The 14,810-nt window shown below is 65.6% G+C and carries 15 protein-coding genes, 1 tRNA gene, 1 pseudogene and 1 riboswitch; of the genes and pseudogenes, 12 read left to right on the top strand and 5 right to left on the bottom strand.

Annotated features, from left to right (window positions below):
- The first annotated feature begins 50 nt into the window (after positions 1–50).
- A complete protein-coding gene (locus tag Q9K23_RS06350; RefSeq protein WP_020791227.1) occupies positions 51–506 on the top strand; it encodes a hypothetical protein in 456 nt (151 codons plus the stop codon).
- A gap of 76 nt (positions 507–582) precedes the next feature.
- Here Q9K23_RS06350 and Q9K23_RS06345 read toward each other — a convergent pair whose 3' ends face one another.
- On the bottom strand, positions 583–1,152 hold the full coding sequence (locus tag Q9K23_RS06345) for a 5-formyltetrahydrofolate cyclo-ligase (protein ID WP_020791226.1): 570 nt from the start codon (positions 1,150–1,152) through the stop codon (positions 583–585).
- 102 nt (positions 1,153–1,254) lie between these two features.
- Here Q9K23_RS06345 and Q9K23_RS06340 point away from each other — a divergent pair, with 102 nt between their 5' ends.
- The 5 genes from Q9K23_RS06340 to glpR all read left to right on the top strand — a co-directional run bounded on the left by Q9K23_RS06340 (position 1,255) and on the right by glpR (position 6,622).
- Entirely contained in the window at positions 1,255–2,205 is a 951-nt protein-coding gene (locus tag Q9K23_RS06340) for a UTP--glucose-1-phosphate uridylyltransferase (protein ID WP_053776866.1), read from the top strand.
- 114 nt (positions 2,206–2,319) lie between these two features.
- Positions 2,320–3,624, top strand: coding sequence for a gephyrin-like molybdotransferase Glp (glp, locus tag Q9K23_RS06335; protein WP_053776865.1), 1,305 nt, complete (start codon positions 2,320–2,322; stop codon positions 3,622–3,624).
- 85 nt (positions 3,625–3,709) lie between these two features.
- Positions 3,710–4,366: a GNAT family protein gene (locus tag Q9K23_RS06330; RefSeq protein WP_020790421.1), complete on the top strand. Its 657-nt coding sequence runs from the start codon at positions 3,710–3,712 to the stop codon at positions 4,364–4,366.
- A gap of 88 nt (positions 4,367–4,454) precedes the next feature.
- Positions 4,455–5,135, top strand: coding sequence for an SIMPL domain-containing protein (locus Q9K23_RS06325; RefSeq protein ID WP_053776864.1), 681 nt, complete (start codon positions 4,455–4,457; stop codon positions 5,133–5,135).
- Between the two features lie 134 nt (positions 5,136–5,269).
- The gene (glpR, locus tag Q9K23_RS06320; protein WP_053776863.1) at positions 5,270–6,622 is read left to right on the top strand and encodes a gephyrin-like molybdotransferase receptor GlpR; all 1,353 of its coding nucleotides are present in this window, start codon (positions 5,270–5,272) and stop codon (positions 6,620–6,622) included.
- Here glpR and Q9K23_RS06315 read toward each other — a convergent pair.
- Positions 6,600–7,346 carry a hypothetical protein gene (locus Q9K23_RS06315; protein ID WP_053776862.1) on the bottom strand — a complete coding sequence of 249 codons (747 nt, stop codon included), beginning with the start codon at positions 7,344–7,346 and terminating at the stop codon, positions 6,600–6,602. The two genes, glpR and Q9K23_RS06315, sit on opposite strands and share 23 nt — an antisense overlap.
- A 103-nt stretch (positions 7,347–7,449) precedes the next feature.
- On the opposite strand from Q9K23_RS06315, the gene Q9K23_RS06310 reads away from it, so the two are divergent.
- A tRNA-Ala gene (locus Q9K23_RS06310) sits at positions 7,450–7,525 on the top strand.
- A gap of 569 nt (positions 7,526–8,094) precedes the next feature.
- Here Q9K23_RS06310 and Q9K23_RS06305 read toward each other — a convergent pair.
- Complete coding sequence (locus Q9K23_RS06305) at positions 8,095–8,475, bottom strand: histone-like nucleoid-structuring protein Lsr2 (protein WP_020792863.1); 381 nt, start codon at positions 8,473–8,475, stop codon at positions 8,095–8,097.
- A 460-nt stretch (positions 8,476–8,935) separates the two neighbouring features.
- Between Q9K23_RS06305 and Q9K23_RS06300 the strand changes: the two genes are divergently transcribed.
- From Q9K23_RS06300 to Q9K23_RS06285, 4 genes are all read left to right on the top strand, one after another.
- Positions 8,936–9,544 carry an MspA family porin gene (locus tag Q9K23_RS06300; protein WP_020792860.1) on the top strand — a complete coding sequence of 203 codons (609 nt, stop codon included), beginning with the start codon at positions 8,936–8,938 and terminating at the stop codon, positions 9,542–9,544.
- A 166-nt stretch (positions 9,545–9,710) separates the two neighbouring features.
- Positions 9,711–10,022 carry a hypothetical protein gene (locus tag Q9K23_RS06295; RefSeq protein WP_053776860.1) on the top strand — a complete coding sequence of 104 codons (312 nt, stop codon included), beginning with the start codon at positions 9,711–9,713 and terminating at the stop codon, positions 10,020–10,022.
- An 845-nt stretch (positions 10,023–10,867) separates the two neighbouring features.
- Positions 10,868–11,674 carry a hypothetical protein gene (locus Q9K23_RS06290; RefSeq protein WP_160319589.1) on the top strand — a complete coding sequence of 269 codons (807 nt, stop codon included), beginning with the start codon at positions 10,868–10,870 and terminating at the stop codon, positions 11,672–11,674.
- Positions 11,675–12,033: 359 nt separating this feature from the next.
- Complete coding sequence (locus tag Q9K23_RS06285) at positions 12,034–12,762, top strand: hypothetical protein (RefSeq protein ID WP_152972682.1); 729 nt, start codon at positions 12,034–12,036, stop codon at positions 12,760–12,762.
- On the opposite strand, the pseudogene Q9K23_RS06280 reads toward Q9K23_RS06285, so the two are convergent.
- A pseudogene (locus tag Q9K23_RS06280) lies at positions 12,759–13,760 on the bottom strand (IS481 family transposase). The gene Q9K23_RS06285 and the pseudogene Q9K23_RS06280 overlap by 4 nt on opposite strands.
- Positions 13,761–13,985: 225 nt before the next feature.
- Complete coding sequence (locus Q9K23_RS06275) at positions 13,986–14,300, bottom strand: multidrug efflux SMR transporter (protein ID WP_053776859.1); 315 nt, start codon at positions 14,298–14,300, stop codon at positions 13,986–13,988.
- Positions 14,301–14,316: 16 nt separating this feature from the next.
- Positions 14,317–14,383: riboswitch (guanidine-III (ykkC-III) riboswitch) on the bottom strand.
- Between the two features lie 107 nt (positions 14,384–14,490).
- Between Q9K23_RS06275 and Q9K23_RS06270 the strand changes: the two genes are divergently transcribed.
- Entirely contained in the window at positions 14,491–14,808 is a 318-nt protein-coding gene (locus Q9K23_RS06270) for an antibiotic biosynthesis monooxygenase (protein ID WP_053776858.1), read from the top strand.
- The last annotated feature ends 2 nt before the right edge of the window (positions 14,809–14,810 follow it).

The following is a 14,810-nucleotide window of genomic DNA, read 5'->3' as shown; positions in this document are numbered from 1 at the left end:
GTTGCGCCCTCGTCGGGACGGGCGTGTACCCACGAGCAAGGAGTCTGCAGATGGCTGCACAGAAGACCAACCGAATCCGAGTTGCCGGCGGAGCCGCCGCACTGATCGCCGCCGGTGCGCTGAGCGTTGCGATGGCCGCTCCGGCATCGGCGAATGTGACCTCGGTCGGCATCGACACCCCGTCCGGCTACGGATCATCTGAGGGCGTGTACGGCGCAGGATGCTCGTACAAGGTGTCGGCGAAGGTCAGCTCGGTGGTGGCTAAGGACAAGGTGACGTTCTCTGTGACGCCCGCCGGTGGGAGTCCCACTCAGTTCGCTGAGGTCGAGCCGACTGAGGGCGGCAGCAATACCGTGACGGCGACCTGGAAGCCGAGCGCACCTGGTGTGTACACCATCACCGCCTCGCAGAACGGCAACGCCAAGACCGTCGACAATGTGAAGGTCGCCAATGGCATCCAGCTCCCGGATTGGTTCTGGGGCGGCAACTGCCTGATCACCGGCTAGTCCATCACGAGTCTTCCGCACGGCGGGATCACCTGACACAGGTGGTCCCGCCGTCGGCGTTCCGGGGTCCTGCGGCTCACCCCAGCCGACGGAACCCGCCGCCGGGGGTGAGGGCCCATCCCATCGGGATGTCGTGGGGGTCGCCGGGGAGTTCGTCGACCACCTCGTGGTCGTAGACCACCGCAACCAGCTCGGCGGCGGTGCGGTGGATGGTCCGGTCGTAGTAGCCGGCACCCCGGCCCAGGCGAACGCCGGCCGCGTCGACGGCTAGTGCGGGCACGAAGATCACCGATGCGATGTCGATGGCGTCCACGCCGAGCGGCCCGCCGGCCGGCTCGAGCAGACCCCAGCGGCGTCGTTCCAGAGATGACGACGGATCGTAGGCGACCCAATTCAGCGGGGCCGGATCACCGTCGGGGACGACGGGCAAAAGCACGGTGGCGCCGAGTTCGGCAAGTATGTCGAGAAATCTCACAGATCCGGGTTCGGACCCCACCGGAACGTACGCTCCGACGGTCTCACCGGAGATCGCAAACGGGCTCTCCGACAACCGTTTCACGAGTTGCTCGGCCGCATTTTCGCGGAATTCCCTGGTCATTTGCGCGCGGCGATTCGAGAAATCGGCGCGCAGCCCGGTTTTCGACATCTTGATCCACTTCTGCCCGTCGGCTGAGTCACACCCGGTCTCCCAGGATTCCGCAACCCTTTGTGTGGCTGGTTCCCGGCTCCCGAGATTAGGGTGTTCCCCATGACGCCCAGCGTGAGAGATCCGAACGAGTTCCCCGAGTACAGCGATGTGCCGGACACCCCGCCGATCCCGCGTACCGCTGTGGTGCCCGCCGCCGGTCTGGGCACCCGTTTCCTCCCGGCCACCAAGACGGTGCCCAAGGAACTGCTCCCCGTCGTCGACACCCCCGGTATCGAGCTCGTCGCGGAGGAGGCCAAGGCGGCCGGTGCCGAGCGTCTGCTGATCATCACCTCGCCCGGCAAGGACGGTGTGGTCGCGCACTTCGTCGAAGACCTGGTGCTGGAGAACACCCTCGCCAAGCGTGGCAAGGCCGCGATGCTCGCCAAGGTCCGCAAGGCGCCGTCGTTGCTGGACGTGGCGTCGGTGGTGCAGGAGAAGCCGCTCGGCCTCGGTCACGCCGTCGGCTGTGTGGAGCCCTACCTCGACGACGACGAGGACGCCATCGCGGTGCTGCTGCCCGATGACCTCGTGCTGCCCGGCGGTGTGCTCGAGGTGATGGCCCGGACCCGTGAGCGTCGCGGCGGGTCGGTGCTGTGCGCCATCGAGGTGCCCGGCGACCGGATCAGCGCCTACGGCGTCTTCGACGTCGAGGAACTCCCCGACGCCAAGAACCCCAACGTCAAGCGCCTCAAGGGCATGGTGGAGAAGCCGGCACCCGAGGATGCGCCGTCGAATCTGGCCGCCGCGGGCCGCTACATCCTCGACCGCAAGATCTTCGACGCGCTGCGCCGGATCGAGCCCGGGGCCGGTGGTGAGCTGCAGCTGACCGATGCCATCGCACTGCTCATCGAGGAGGGCGAGCCCGTGCACGTGGTGGTGCACCACGGCACCCGCCACGACCTGGGCAACCCGGGTGGCTACCTGAAGGCGGCCGTCGACTTCGCGCTCGACCGTGACGATTACGGCCCGGACCTGCGGGAGTGGCTGGAGAAGCGACTCACCGACGACTGAAACCCGGTGCGGGGTGCCTCCGCGCGCCTCCGTGGCTATTCCGGTGTGACGTCCTAACGTCTACAGAGGCCGCTTGTGCGCCGGCCGATGACGACGAGCCGCGAGTGAGGTGAGATGCGTTCGGTTGAGGATCATCTGACGTTGGTGACCGCAGCCGCGGTCGCACCCCGCCCGGTGCGGGTCGCCATCTCCGAGGCGCAGGGTCTGATGTGTGCCGAGGAGGTCGTCACCGAACGACCCATGCCGGGCTTCGACCAGGTCGCCGTCGACGGTTATGCCGTCCGCGCGGTGGACGTGGGGCTCGCCGGTGTGGAGGCCCCTGCCGATCTCGAGGAGTTCGACGCCGGCGGCGTCGAACTGGTCGACCTCACCGCCGGTGAACCGATGATCGTGTCGATGCCGGTGGTCGGACAGGTCGAGCCGGGCGCCCGCACCCCCACGCGGCTGCAGCCGCGGCAGGCGGTGCGCGTGGAGACCGGAGCGCCCATGCCCACCCTCGCCGATGCGGTGGTGCCGGTCCGCTGGACCGACGGCGGCGAGTCCAAGGTCAAGATCGGTCACGGCGTCGAGAGTGGCGACTATGTGCGCCGCATCGGCGACGACGTACAGCCCGGGGATGTGGCCGTGCGTGCCGGATCGATCATCGGTCCCGCCCAGGTCGGTCTGCTCGCGGCGGTCGGCCGCGCCCGTGTGCTGGTGCATCCGCGGCCGCGGCTGTCGGTGATCTCGATCGGTTCCGAACTCGTCGACATCGACCGCTCGCCCGGACCGGGCCAGGTCTTCGATGTCAACAGCTATGCCATCGCCGCCGCCGCCCGTGACGCCGGCGCCGACGTCAACCGCGTCGGCATCGCCGAGCGGGACAGCTCCCGGATGCGGGAAGTGGTTGAGGCGCAACTCATCCGGTCGGAGATCGTGGTGATCTGCGGTGGCCTCGGCGGCGAGGCCGGACGTGCCGTCGTCGACGCCCTGTCCGATCTCGGTGACCTCGAGGTGGTGCGGGTGGCCATGCATCCCGGCTCCGTGCAGGGATTCGGCCGCCTCGGCCGCGACGAGGTGCCCACCTTCTTGTTGCCCGCCAACCCGGTCAGTGCGCTGGTCTCCTTCGAGGTGATGGTGCGCCCGCTGATCCGGATCGCGCTGGGCAAGCGTCAGCCGATGCGTCGGGTGGTCACCGCCCGCACCATCGGCCCGATCGCATCGGCCAAGGGGCGCAAGGGATATCTGCGCGGCCAGCTGATGCGTGAGGAGCGCACCGGGGAGTATCTGGTGCAGGTGCTCGGGGCGTCGCCCACCGGGTCGTCGCATCTGCTCGCCGAGCTCGCCGAGGCCAACTGTCTGATCATCGTCGAACCCGACGTCGAAGAGCTCGGCATCGGTGACGAGGTCGAGGTGGCCTTCCTCGCCCAACGCGGCTGACCGGCGCCGACCGTCGGGGTGAACAAGTTCATTTCTGCCCGGTTACCTGCCCGACGTGTCGCGGCCACCCCCTAGACTCCCTGTTGTGTTCAGGTGGTTGAGTGGCGATCCGGTCAGTCCGGGATGGCCGGCGACGCTCGGTCCGTTGGGCACGCGTGCGGGGGCGGTCACGGTTCGGCCGGTCAAGCTGCGTGACGCCAAGGACTGGAGCGACCTGCGGATCCGGAATCAGAACTCCTTGCTGCCCTGGGAACCCACCGGGATCGGGTCCTGGGCGTCGCGACATCAGACGAGTTCGTGGCCACCGCTGTTCGCGGTCCTCAAATCCGAGGCCAAGAAGGGCAACCTGCTGCCGTTCGTGATCGAGGTGGACGGCAACTATGCCGGGCAGCTCACCGTCGGCAACATCCAGCGCGGGGCGGTGCGTACCGCCTGGATCGGGTACTGGGTGGACGACGGATATGCCGGCAAGGGGGTGGCCACCGCGGCGGTGGCCCTCGGGGTGGACCATTGCTTCGGTCCGGTGGGACTGCACCGGCTCGACGCCACCGTGCAACCGGCCAATGTGGCCTCGCAGACCGTGCTCGGCAAGGTCGGCTTCCGCAAGGAAGGGCTGCTGGAACGGTATATGGACGTCAACAAGAAGTGGCGTGACCATTTCCTGTTCGCGCTCACCGTCGAGGAGCTCACCGAGAGTGCGGCGCAACGGCTCGTCCGCACCGGACGCGCGAGTTTTCTCTGACCGTCGGCGCACCCGTGACGGTCCGGCGCCGTCGGCCCGCTTCGGCCGATCGGTGCCGGTTGTCGGGGGTGCGGTCTAGGTTGACCGCATGCCGCCACTGGAGATCGTGGTCCGCGGGACCGCACGAGGAAAGTACGCGCCCGAGCGGGCAATCGTGTCGCTGAGCGTGGGAATGTCGGGGGAGCAACGGGATTCGGTGTACAACCGGGCCGTCGAGGTGCGCTCGCGTCTGGCCGCCGAACTCGACGACCACGTCGAGCGGCAGGTCGCGGTGCGATGGACCGGCGATTCGGTGTGGGTACGGTCGTACCGTCCCACCGATCGCGACGGCCGGTTGCAGCCGCCGGCCTATGCCACCGACTTCGGGGTGGAGGCCGAGTTCACCGACTTCGAGGCGCTGAGCCGGTTCATCGACTCGTGGGCCGTGCGTGACGGCGTGAACGTCGGAACGGTGCGGTGGAAGCTGCGCGCGGAGAGCCGGCGGCGTCACGAGGCCGACCTTCGCCGCGAGGCGGTGGCCGATGCCGTGGCCAAGGCGCAGGCCTATGCCGATGCGGTGGGATCGGGGCCGGTGGTCGCGGTCGCGTTGTCGGATCCGGGGATGCTCGGGGACGGGCCGTCGGCGCGTGGTGGCTACGATATGGCGTTGGCCGCCACGGACGGCGGCCCGCCGTCGGTTTCGGTGGATCTGCGTGCCGACGACATCGACATCTTCGTCGCCGTCGACGCCCGGTTCGTCGCGGACGGGGCCGGCGGACCGGTCGGGTGACCGCGACACTCTGAGAAACCCGTGTGAAGTGCTGGAATATTCCGGTGTGTCGGCGCGTCGGACGGGCATGTGGGCGTCGGAGCCATAGATTGTGGGGTGGTCCGATGTAACCAGAGTGAAAGAAAGGGACAGTCATGCCGAATTCCGTACTGTGGGTCTGCCTCGTCGCGGTGTGGCTCTTCGTGCTGGTCCCGATGGTGATCAAAGGCCGCCCGCAGGTGAAGAAGTCCACCGACGTCGCCCGCGCGACCCGGCTGCTGCATCGCGGCGGAACCCGGACCCGCAGCGCCCGTCGTCGGGCCGCGGGATCGCACCCGCACGACCCCGAGTGGAAGTCGCAGCGTCGGACCACGACCCGCACCGCCGGTGCGACCGCGGTGATCGACGAGGCCGACACCGAGCGGGACGACGCCGACACCGATCTCGATGCCGCCGATCTCGATGTCGAGACCGGCGAGAAGGCGACGGAGAAGACCACGGTGGCATCCGAGGCCACCGACGGCGTCGAGGACACCGCCACCGACGCCGCCGACTCCGATGCTGCGGACTCCGACGCCGCCGACTCCGACGCCGACGTGCTCACCGGTGTTGTCGAGGACGGTGCAGACGCTGCCGATTCCGACGAGGATGTGCGCGTGACCGTGACCCACGTCGAGATCGACGTGGTGGAGGTCGAGGTGGACGTGATCGAAACCGTCTCGGCTGCCGGCGTCGAGGAACTCACCGAGGATGCCGAGTACGAGGACGACCTCGCCGAGGATGCCGAGTATGACGACGATCTCGACGACGACGCCGAGTACGACGACTACGAGGATTCCGAATACGAGGACTCGGAGTACGACGAGTACGAGGACGACGTCGACGATGCGGACGCCGAGTACGACGACGATCTCGAAGACGATGCCGAGTACGACGACGATCTCGATGACGAGTACGACGAGTACGAGGACGAGGAACCGGTGAAGCCCGACACCAAGAAGTACGAGGCCGAGGCCGAACCGGCTGCGGCCAAGGCGGAGAAGACAACCGGACGTCGGAGCCCGTACTCGCCGGAGGCCGGCGCGGATCGGTTGCGCTACAAGGAACGTCAGCGTGTGAGCATCGGCCTGATCGCGTTGGTGATCGTCGCGGTGATCGCCGGGGTCGTGCTGGGCACCCTCGGGTGGATCGCCACCGGCGTCACCGTACTGATGCTGGTGGGCTACCTGTTCTACCTGCGTCGAACGGTCAAGGCGGAGCAGCAGATCCGTGCACAGCGCGCCGCCCGTGCCCGTCGTGCCGCCCGCGCCGAGGCCGAACGCCTGGCCCGGCAGGAGCGGGTGCCGGAGTTCGCGGCGACGCCTCCGCCGCCGCGGCTGCGTCGCCCGGGTGGGGCCGTGGTGCTCGAGATCGACGACGAGGACCCGGTGTTCGACCATCTGCCACCGTTCCAGCGGCGTCGGGTCATGCGCGAGGACCCCGACTTCAGGCAGGCAGTGGCCGGCTGACGGTGATCGCATCCGGGTGTGTGGCAATCCATGCACGCCCGGTTCGCGCCGCCCGGCACAAGGCAAGGCGCTCACCGACATACAGGGTCGGGGCGCCGAGGATCGGAATCCACGACAACGTCGAGAACGGGGGCGTCGCCTGCGGGCGGCGCCCCATTTCGTTGTCTGCGCGCCGCAGGATCTGCGCCACGTCCCAGAGACTGCCGACCACCGACCGCGTCTGGCGACGCGGCGCATGCGGCGGGGGAGTGACGGTCAGCTCGTCGGGCAGCTCGCGTCGGCACAGCACGGAGGCGAGCAGCCGGATCTGCTGATCGCGGTCGGTGACACCGTATTCGCGGGCGATGGCGATCAGCATCACCGCTTGGTTCGCGAAGCCGAGCGACGTGCTGAGCGGGAAGAATCTGGTCCACGCCCCGAACACGCCGGGGTAGGCCACCGCGACGGTGTTGACCGTTCCGAGCCGGCTGATCCACCAGTCGGCCCGTTCGTTCATCGACCGCTGTGACCAGCCCTGGGTACCTGGCCAGTCCGCCACGTCGAGCACACCGGCCGCCACATGCCCCGCCCGCGCGATCGGGGAGGTGTGCTCATCTGCGGAGTCGAAGGTGTGGGGTTTGAGTCCGAGGGGATCGGCGCCGGCCAGTACGTCGAGCATCGGATCGATCACCGAGATCGCCGCGTCGAGGGCCTTCACCAGCTGCTTGTCGCTCATCTGGGCCACGTCGCCCAGCGTACACACGGACTCGACAGGCCCCTGACCAGCCGTTTATGAACTCCGGTCAGGGTGCTGATAAGGTGTCTGAGGTTGGTCGAGAGACCGGCACGGGGCTATGGCGCAGTTGGTAGCGCGACTCGTTCGCATCGAGTAGGTCGGGAGTTCGATTCTCCCTAGCTCCACCATTTGTTCCGCACTCAAAACATCGTCCTCAGAGATGCTCAGTGCGGGCTTACTCAAAAGAGACGCGTGAGAATCGGTCGGTCCTCCTTCGGGAGGGCCGACTTTCTTTTGACTGACAGTGATGGCTCTCCATCGTTCTTGGATGTCGAGGAGATCGTCGAACTCATCGGTGAGCCTGTGTCCGGTGACTTCGTCGTCCTCAATGTAGAGCCACGTGAAGATCGCCTGGTTGAGTTGACGGCGGACGTGGTCGGAAGTTGTCGCATAGAGCGCTCGAGTGTCGGCGATCAGTTCGAGGCAGGCCCGGATGAGGCCGATGGTCAGGACGCCGGTGGCGATGGGCTGGAACGGCGCCGACCACGGCTCGCATACGATTACAATCACGGTTGCCGAGATCGCACCAGGGAGAGCTCTGTTGGCACACCCAAGAAACCTGCAAGCGCACCAGCTACCACCGTCGATGACAACCCCACGCGTATGCACAACGCGATCCCCAGAACGACGCGAGTGTGGGCCACAGGGTGACGGCAACGGCCAGTCCTGACACCTCGAATACTGAGGTGGGGCGTGCTCAGCGCGTAGCGGCGAGGTAGGCGTCGCGCAGCGCGTTCGTAATTCTTCCCCGTGCGGACACGTCGTAACCGTGTGCGGTCTCCCACTCGCCTATCTGTGCGGCACCACTCGTCACTGTGCGACTGGAGGCCGTGGACTCGGATTCCCGAAGAGCGCGTTGCGAGGTACTCCCCCGGCGGCGTTCGCCGACGCGGGTGGAGGACGCGAGATGTGTGGCGAGGGGGATGGTGCCCGTCTCGATTTTGTCGAGGTTCGCGCTGGAGACATCCGGCCTGTACGCAACACCATTCCAGGACCAGTCGACGGAATGAACGTCGTCAATCTCGAGCAGGGTGCCGTCGAGATCGTCGATAATGGTCGGCAGTTCAACTCGTGCCACGCGGTGCAGAGTAGTCCATCGCAACGTTGACGTGAGGTTGGCGAGCCCTTGCAGCGTATCTTTCGCTCGGTGAGCACGTCAGAAGCGCATGGTCACTCTTGGCTACGAGAATAGATGTTGAGCTTCGTGCCTGTCAGTGCCGAAGGTGCTGTCGGCATGCTCTGCCCGGACCCAGTGTGCAGTGCTCTTCGCTACGAGATTTTGGTGCCCATTCTCGGAGTGTCTCCGCATGAATTCTCTCCGGTCCGGTCCGTCCGCTTATCGCCCTACCAGCACGGTTTCGAAATTGGCGAAAGCAATTCCCATCTTTAGGGTGACGAATTCCACGGGCCGTGATTGGGTGCCCAGGTCAGTTCAGAATCTGGCACCACGCATCCACGGTGGTGCACTGATGGGGGTAAGGGGTGGCGTCATGGTGAGCGATGGAAGTTGGGCGTGGGGACGATCGGGGCTGACAGGCGTGTTCGCCGCGCTCGCGGTGGCCGCGTCGGTGATCGGGGCGGGTGTATCTGATGCTGCCCCGAGTTCGTCCGCTGACCAACAGACAACGAAACGCACGGATGACGGCTGGGTCGTGTCGGCGGTCAAGTCGCATGAGCAGGTGCGTTCGGTGCCGCCCCTTAATCAGTCACCATGGACGAGAGAGGGTTTCCTGACCCTCAAGGGTCAGGGTGTCATCGCGGGGACGGGGTCGGTGCCGGTGCAGGCGGGCACTGTCGCAGCAGGGTTTCAGATCGGCTGCAATACCGATGTCACCTCGGGTGCCACGGTCGGTGTGTCGGGTGGGCCGTCGGCGCAGATGAACATCTCCTATCCGCCGGCGGTGGTGATCGGGGCGACGGTCACCCCGAACATCGCCACCACTCTGCGGCCGGGCACGATCGCCGATATTCCGTTCGGGTCGAAGAAGATGCAGACCGGGAAAGCCGGCATCACCGTCGACGGGATGCATGTGAAGGTCGATGGCTGTCTGGGGCCGGTCGCGCTGCGTGCGTACGTGACGGTGAGCGTGTCAACAGCGTTGAACGACAACACGATCAACGTGTACGGAAAGCCGCACTACCTCTGACCTGTCGTCGTTGTCATCCGCAGCGTCGTGCGTGGCCGTGCAATGCGCGAGGTACGACGTTCCTCCACCTCGGTACTTGAATCTTCTCTACGAAGGGCTCTGATCCCGAATGACTGCTCCCACTTCGTCCGTTCCAGGTGGCGCGCATCGCCGTGACGCCGACGCCGTGACCACCGAACTCCCCACAGAACCCGACACTGCCGATCACCTGTCCGCTGAGACGGACGCCGCAACAGAAGCCGGGGACGCATCCACTGGCGGAGGGGTGCCGGTATTGAAGGTGGTGTTGTTTCTCGCCGGTTGTGCGCTGCTAGTGCTGGCGGCGGCGAACCTGTCGAATCTCGGTGAGTGGTCGGAGCGGTGGGGTGTGATCCCGGTGTTCCTCGTGTTCTTTCTCGTGATGTCGATCGCCGGACGCTGGTTCTGGGCTGGTGCGGACGCGATCCTCGGTGCTCTGATGTGGGGCAAAGACAAGTGACCCGCAGCGGCCTGCAACACCCAGACCACTCAGAAGGGCCGGCGACGGCTGAACCTCGCCTGGGGCGTCACCGAACACCGCGCCGTCGCCTCGGCGCCGGGCTGCTGGCCGCCGCGGTGCTGACGATCGGCGGCGGAGCGACCGTGGCCGCGTTGGGAACCGATCCGGCGCCGGCACATGCGGATGCGTTGTGTGATCAGATGCGCGCCCAGTACGGGTCGAACTGGCCGTGTATCTCGGTACCCACCAACACCTTCCAACCGACCACGAACACACCGGCACCCACAGCCGGCGCCGACGGCGCGGGATCGGGTGGCCCGCAGGTCGGCTCCAATATTGGGCCGGGCCCGGGCGAAGGCAACGGCACACCGATCGTGACTGTGCCCAGACAGGCTGTCCCGCAACCACCCGCTGCCGGTGGCGACGGTAACGGCAGCTCCGCGCCGACCAACTCGAACACTGGCGGCGTCCGTCCGACCGCACCGCAACCGGTACCACCAGGCGACAACACCGTGCAGATTTCGGTGGTGCCCACTACCGCTGCCCCTGCGGTGACGACGGTACCGGGTGCAGTGTCGGCAAACCCGCAGCTTAGCAACCCGCCACGGGTGTTGGATTCGGGATCGACACAACCGGACATCCCGCTCGCGGCTTGGGTCGTGGCGGGTGCGGCGGCATTCGCGGCGGCGAACCCGCGGGTACGGCGCGCAGCCATTGGAGGCGGGTCGGCGAAGTCGGGAAGTTCTGATGCTCCGCAGAGTGTTGGGGGTGGCCGCTTCGGTTATGTTCAGGCTGCAGCGATTCGGCCGCAACCGGGTCCCGACGATCCGAAGGCAGATGCCCGCGTGGACAACGAGGATCACGATCCGCCAGCAAGCAGCAGTACCAGCGGTAGCGGCGACAACGCGAATACAAACGGCAGTGGTGGTACGGGCGGAGACTCGCAGTTCACACCACAGTCCCCTCTGGCTGCCGCGTCGCCTGCCCCTGCTCCAGCGCCCGAGCCAGCGCCCGAGCCAGCTCCTGCTCCTGCTCCTGCTCCTGCTCCTGCTCCTGATGTTGAGCCGTCTCCTGATCCGCAGGCCGAGCAGCCGTCGTTCACGTTGCCGAATTCCGTGGCTCCTGGCGGCGACAAGGGGATCGAGGCTGACCCGGTCTTCTTCCTTATCGATGACGCTGCTGAAGCTGCGATTCTTGCCCTCTTGCTCTCCGCCATCATGGCCGCGATCATCAGCGAATACGGCTGGGAGTGGGTACGTACCCACCCCGACCAACTGCCCGATCTGATGATCGACAAGCTTCCTGGATGGCTCGCCGACCAGGTCGATAAGGTGAAGGATTGGATCAGTCAGTACTTCACGAAGAACAATGAACCAGGAGACGGCAATAGCGCGGATGTGCCCCATCCCGAATGGGGGAGCGGTAACCACACAAACCAGCTACCGACGAGCGGTGATGTACCATACGTGCCGCCGCGAAACATCCAGCGAAATCCGGACGGATCTCCAGTTCCAAATAACGGTAGTTTTCCCGACAAGAAGGGCCGCATATGGACTTGGGACAAATCCGGGCACGGTGGTGGACACTGGGATGTCACCGACCCGAAGACAGGTAAGCATGTCAATGTATATCCGAACGGGCACACACGATGAAATCTGATAGTCGGAGCTGTGATTCAGGGTTTGATCTACCCGGTTGGGCCGATTCTCGGCTGGTGGTGCGAGTTGTCGGACGCGGTGATGAGCCTTTCGTGATCAGTGGCAATCCGCACACGTTCCGAGGGCTGGTTAGCCTGTTCAGCCTTCGTGACCGTGTCGGTCAATCTGCGCATCCTCGCGACATCATTGTGCAGTCGGAGTACGCGCGCGGGTACTTGTCAGGTTATCTGTCAGGAAACGAACCAGCTCCTCCATCCACGGGGTTGTTAGAAGGACCCCGGTGGAATCGTGAGCGGGACTACTTTCACGCGTTTGAGCGTGAGTTGTCGGTGGAGCGCGGAGGGTTGTTCGCGGTGAACGCCGTGTCCGCAGCCGACCCTACAGCCGACCCATTCGACCTTCTGGGCAACATGTTCGACGCTCTCGAAAGCACGTCGGGGTTCTGGGCGTCAGCACGATGGGTACCCGTCAGTGCTGACCACGTGCCAGGGGTGCGTCTTCGTACGGCGGAGGACGTCCGGAATATCGACGCGTGGTTGACGCCACCGATGGCGCTGGAGGGTCGATTTCCCCGGCACGATATCCGTGTGGTCAACGCGGATCACATGGGTGTGGTCGGTGGCGCGGTAGAGCTGGTCATCCGTGTCGTGACCGGTGATGACGAATCACTGGACCGTCTGGCAGTGACCATAAATATCGAACGACCTAAGGTATTGCATGGTGCTGTCAGTGGTCAGAGGTCGCCCGATGAGACAGCGTTGAGGGCCGTGTTGAATGCTGTGGTTGAAGGAGTTCGCCCGGACGTTGCCTCGGTGTCCGGCGGCGCACCACTTCTCGCATGTAATGGCTTCGGGCTCGATCCTGCTGGCGATGGCGAGCTGATCACAGGTATTCCTGGCTGGCTTACATACCTGGGACCGCGCGTTAGACACCACATCGACGGTGCAACGTTAGACCCGGGAGAGTTCAGTGCGAGTCCATCGAGCGGAGGACTGCTTGTCGAGTACATTGACGGGTTGTTCGCACTCGGTGTCGACGATGCAAACCGGATAGCAGCAGCGCTTGACGTTGAGGTCGACTAGCTGTACTTCCCCGTGAGGTTGTGAACACGGGCTGAGGGAGTCAGTCCGCCGATGCCGGTGTGGGGTCGGTGATGATTGTAGTGGTGGATCCATGTTTGGTAGGCCAGGGCACGGTCGCTCTCGCTGGTGTAGGGGCGGGCGTAGGCCCATTCAGCGGCCAGGGTGCGGTTGAACCGTTCGACTTTCCCGTTGGTCTGCGGCCGGTACGGCCTGGTCCTCTTGTGCTTGATGTTCTCACCCGGCGCCGCAGCGAAATCCTTTGAGCGGTAACATGACCCGTTGTCAGTCATTACCGCGGTGACGGTGACCCCGATACCGGCGAAGAACGCATTTGCACGGAGCCAGAACCCTGCGGCGGTCTCTTTACGTTCGTCATCAAGGATCTCCGAGTAGGCCACCCGGGAGTAGTCATCGACCGCGTGGTGTAGGTACCGGTACCCGCGGGAGCTCCTGGCCCCACGCCGGGCGGCTCGATCACGGGAACGGCCGGCTTCGCGGTCAGCGGCCGAGCCACGCCCATGCACACGCCAGCCGCCGCCGTCAGGGATTGTGCCTTGCTTCTTGATGTCGATATGGACCAGTCGGCCGGGCCGGTCGACTTCGTATCTCTTGGCTTTGGGTTTGCGGACCGGTAGTCCGGTGGCCTGATCCAGGTGTGCCAGCAGCGGCATGTGGTAGCGGGCCAGGACCCGGCCGACGGTCGACCGCGGTATGTGCAGGTGATAGGCGATCCGGTGTGGCCCCCACCGTCGGGTGAAGCGCAACCCGATGATCCGGCGTTCGGTGCGTTGACATAGCCGCGCTGGTGAGGATTCGGGACGGGAGCTGCGGTCGGTCAGCGGCTCACCGGCCCGGTAACGCTCCGCTTAGCGTTTGGCTGTGGCCGGTGAACACCCGAACCGTTCAGCGGCCCGCCGCAGGGGCCAGCCGTCATCGACGACCAGGGATGCAAGACGGCGACGCCCTTCCGGGGTCAGGGGTGCGTTAGCGTGGGTCACGAAGACCTCCGTGGCTAGATGGTGAGTGTGGTAACCCACATCCTGCCCGGAGGTCTTCGCCTCATCTCAGATGTTCACAACGTGTCGGGGAAGTACAGCTAGCAGCCCACAAGCCGAAGTCCGGCGTGTGAGTTCACGTGGGACACGCCAACTCTTTTCGTTTCCGCTTGTCGTGCCCAGCAACCGGGAACCAGATCAGTACGCGGGATGGTGTTCGATCGGCGATCAGTGCGCAACCTTCAACCCGATCACCCCGGCGACGATCATCGCGATGAACAGCACCTTCAGCAGTGTCGCCGACTCGGCGCCGGTGGCCATGGCGAAGACGACGGTAAGCGACGCCCCGATGCCCACCCACACCGCGTATGCGGTTCCGGTGGGCAGGGTCCGCATCGCAAATGCCAGCCCCGCCATGGACGCCACGAGTGCGACCACGAAGACGATGGTCGCCGGCCATCGCGACAGACCGTCGGATCTGCCGAGCGCTGTGGCCCACACCGATTCGAGGACACCGGACAGGATGAGAACGATCCACGCCATGACGATTCGACCTCCGCGCGCGCCGTCTTGTCGTGGGGCCGGGTACGGTGCACCTCGTCCGGGGTGCGGTTCGCGCACCTGAATCCCGACCCTAGCAAACGTCAACTGCCGGTTGCGGGCTCGTCGTATCCGGCGGTCGCGCCGACCAGGGTCTTGACTTCAACCGAACTTGAACTCCGATCATCGTCGCATGACACACGAACTGCTGCACCGCATCGACAAGTTCTCCGTCCCGGCCGAGGCGAGGGACGAGTTCCTGGATCAGATCAACGCAATCCACCGACTCCTCGGCCGGCAGCCGGGAATCCTGCGCAACGAAGTCGCCCAACTCGTCCAGGGCGACAGCACTTTCGACGTCGTCACGATGGTGGCCTGGGAGTCGAGGGCGGCAGCCGAGGCCGCGGGCCGGGCAATCGCCGACGACGCCGCGGCGCGAGGGTTCGACCGCATCGCCTTCATGCAGCGACTCGGCGTCACCGGCGATTTCGGAACCTACGTCATCGCGTGATC

It is taken from the genome of Gordonia sp. NB41Y (assembly GCF_030718915.1).
GTDB classification, from domain to species: domain Bacteria; phylum Actinomycetota; class Actinomycetes; order Mycobacteriales; family Mycobacteriaceae; genus Gordonia; species Gordonia desulfuricans.
This window is presented reverse-complemented; position numbering and strand designations above follow the sequence as displayed.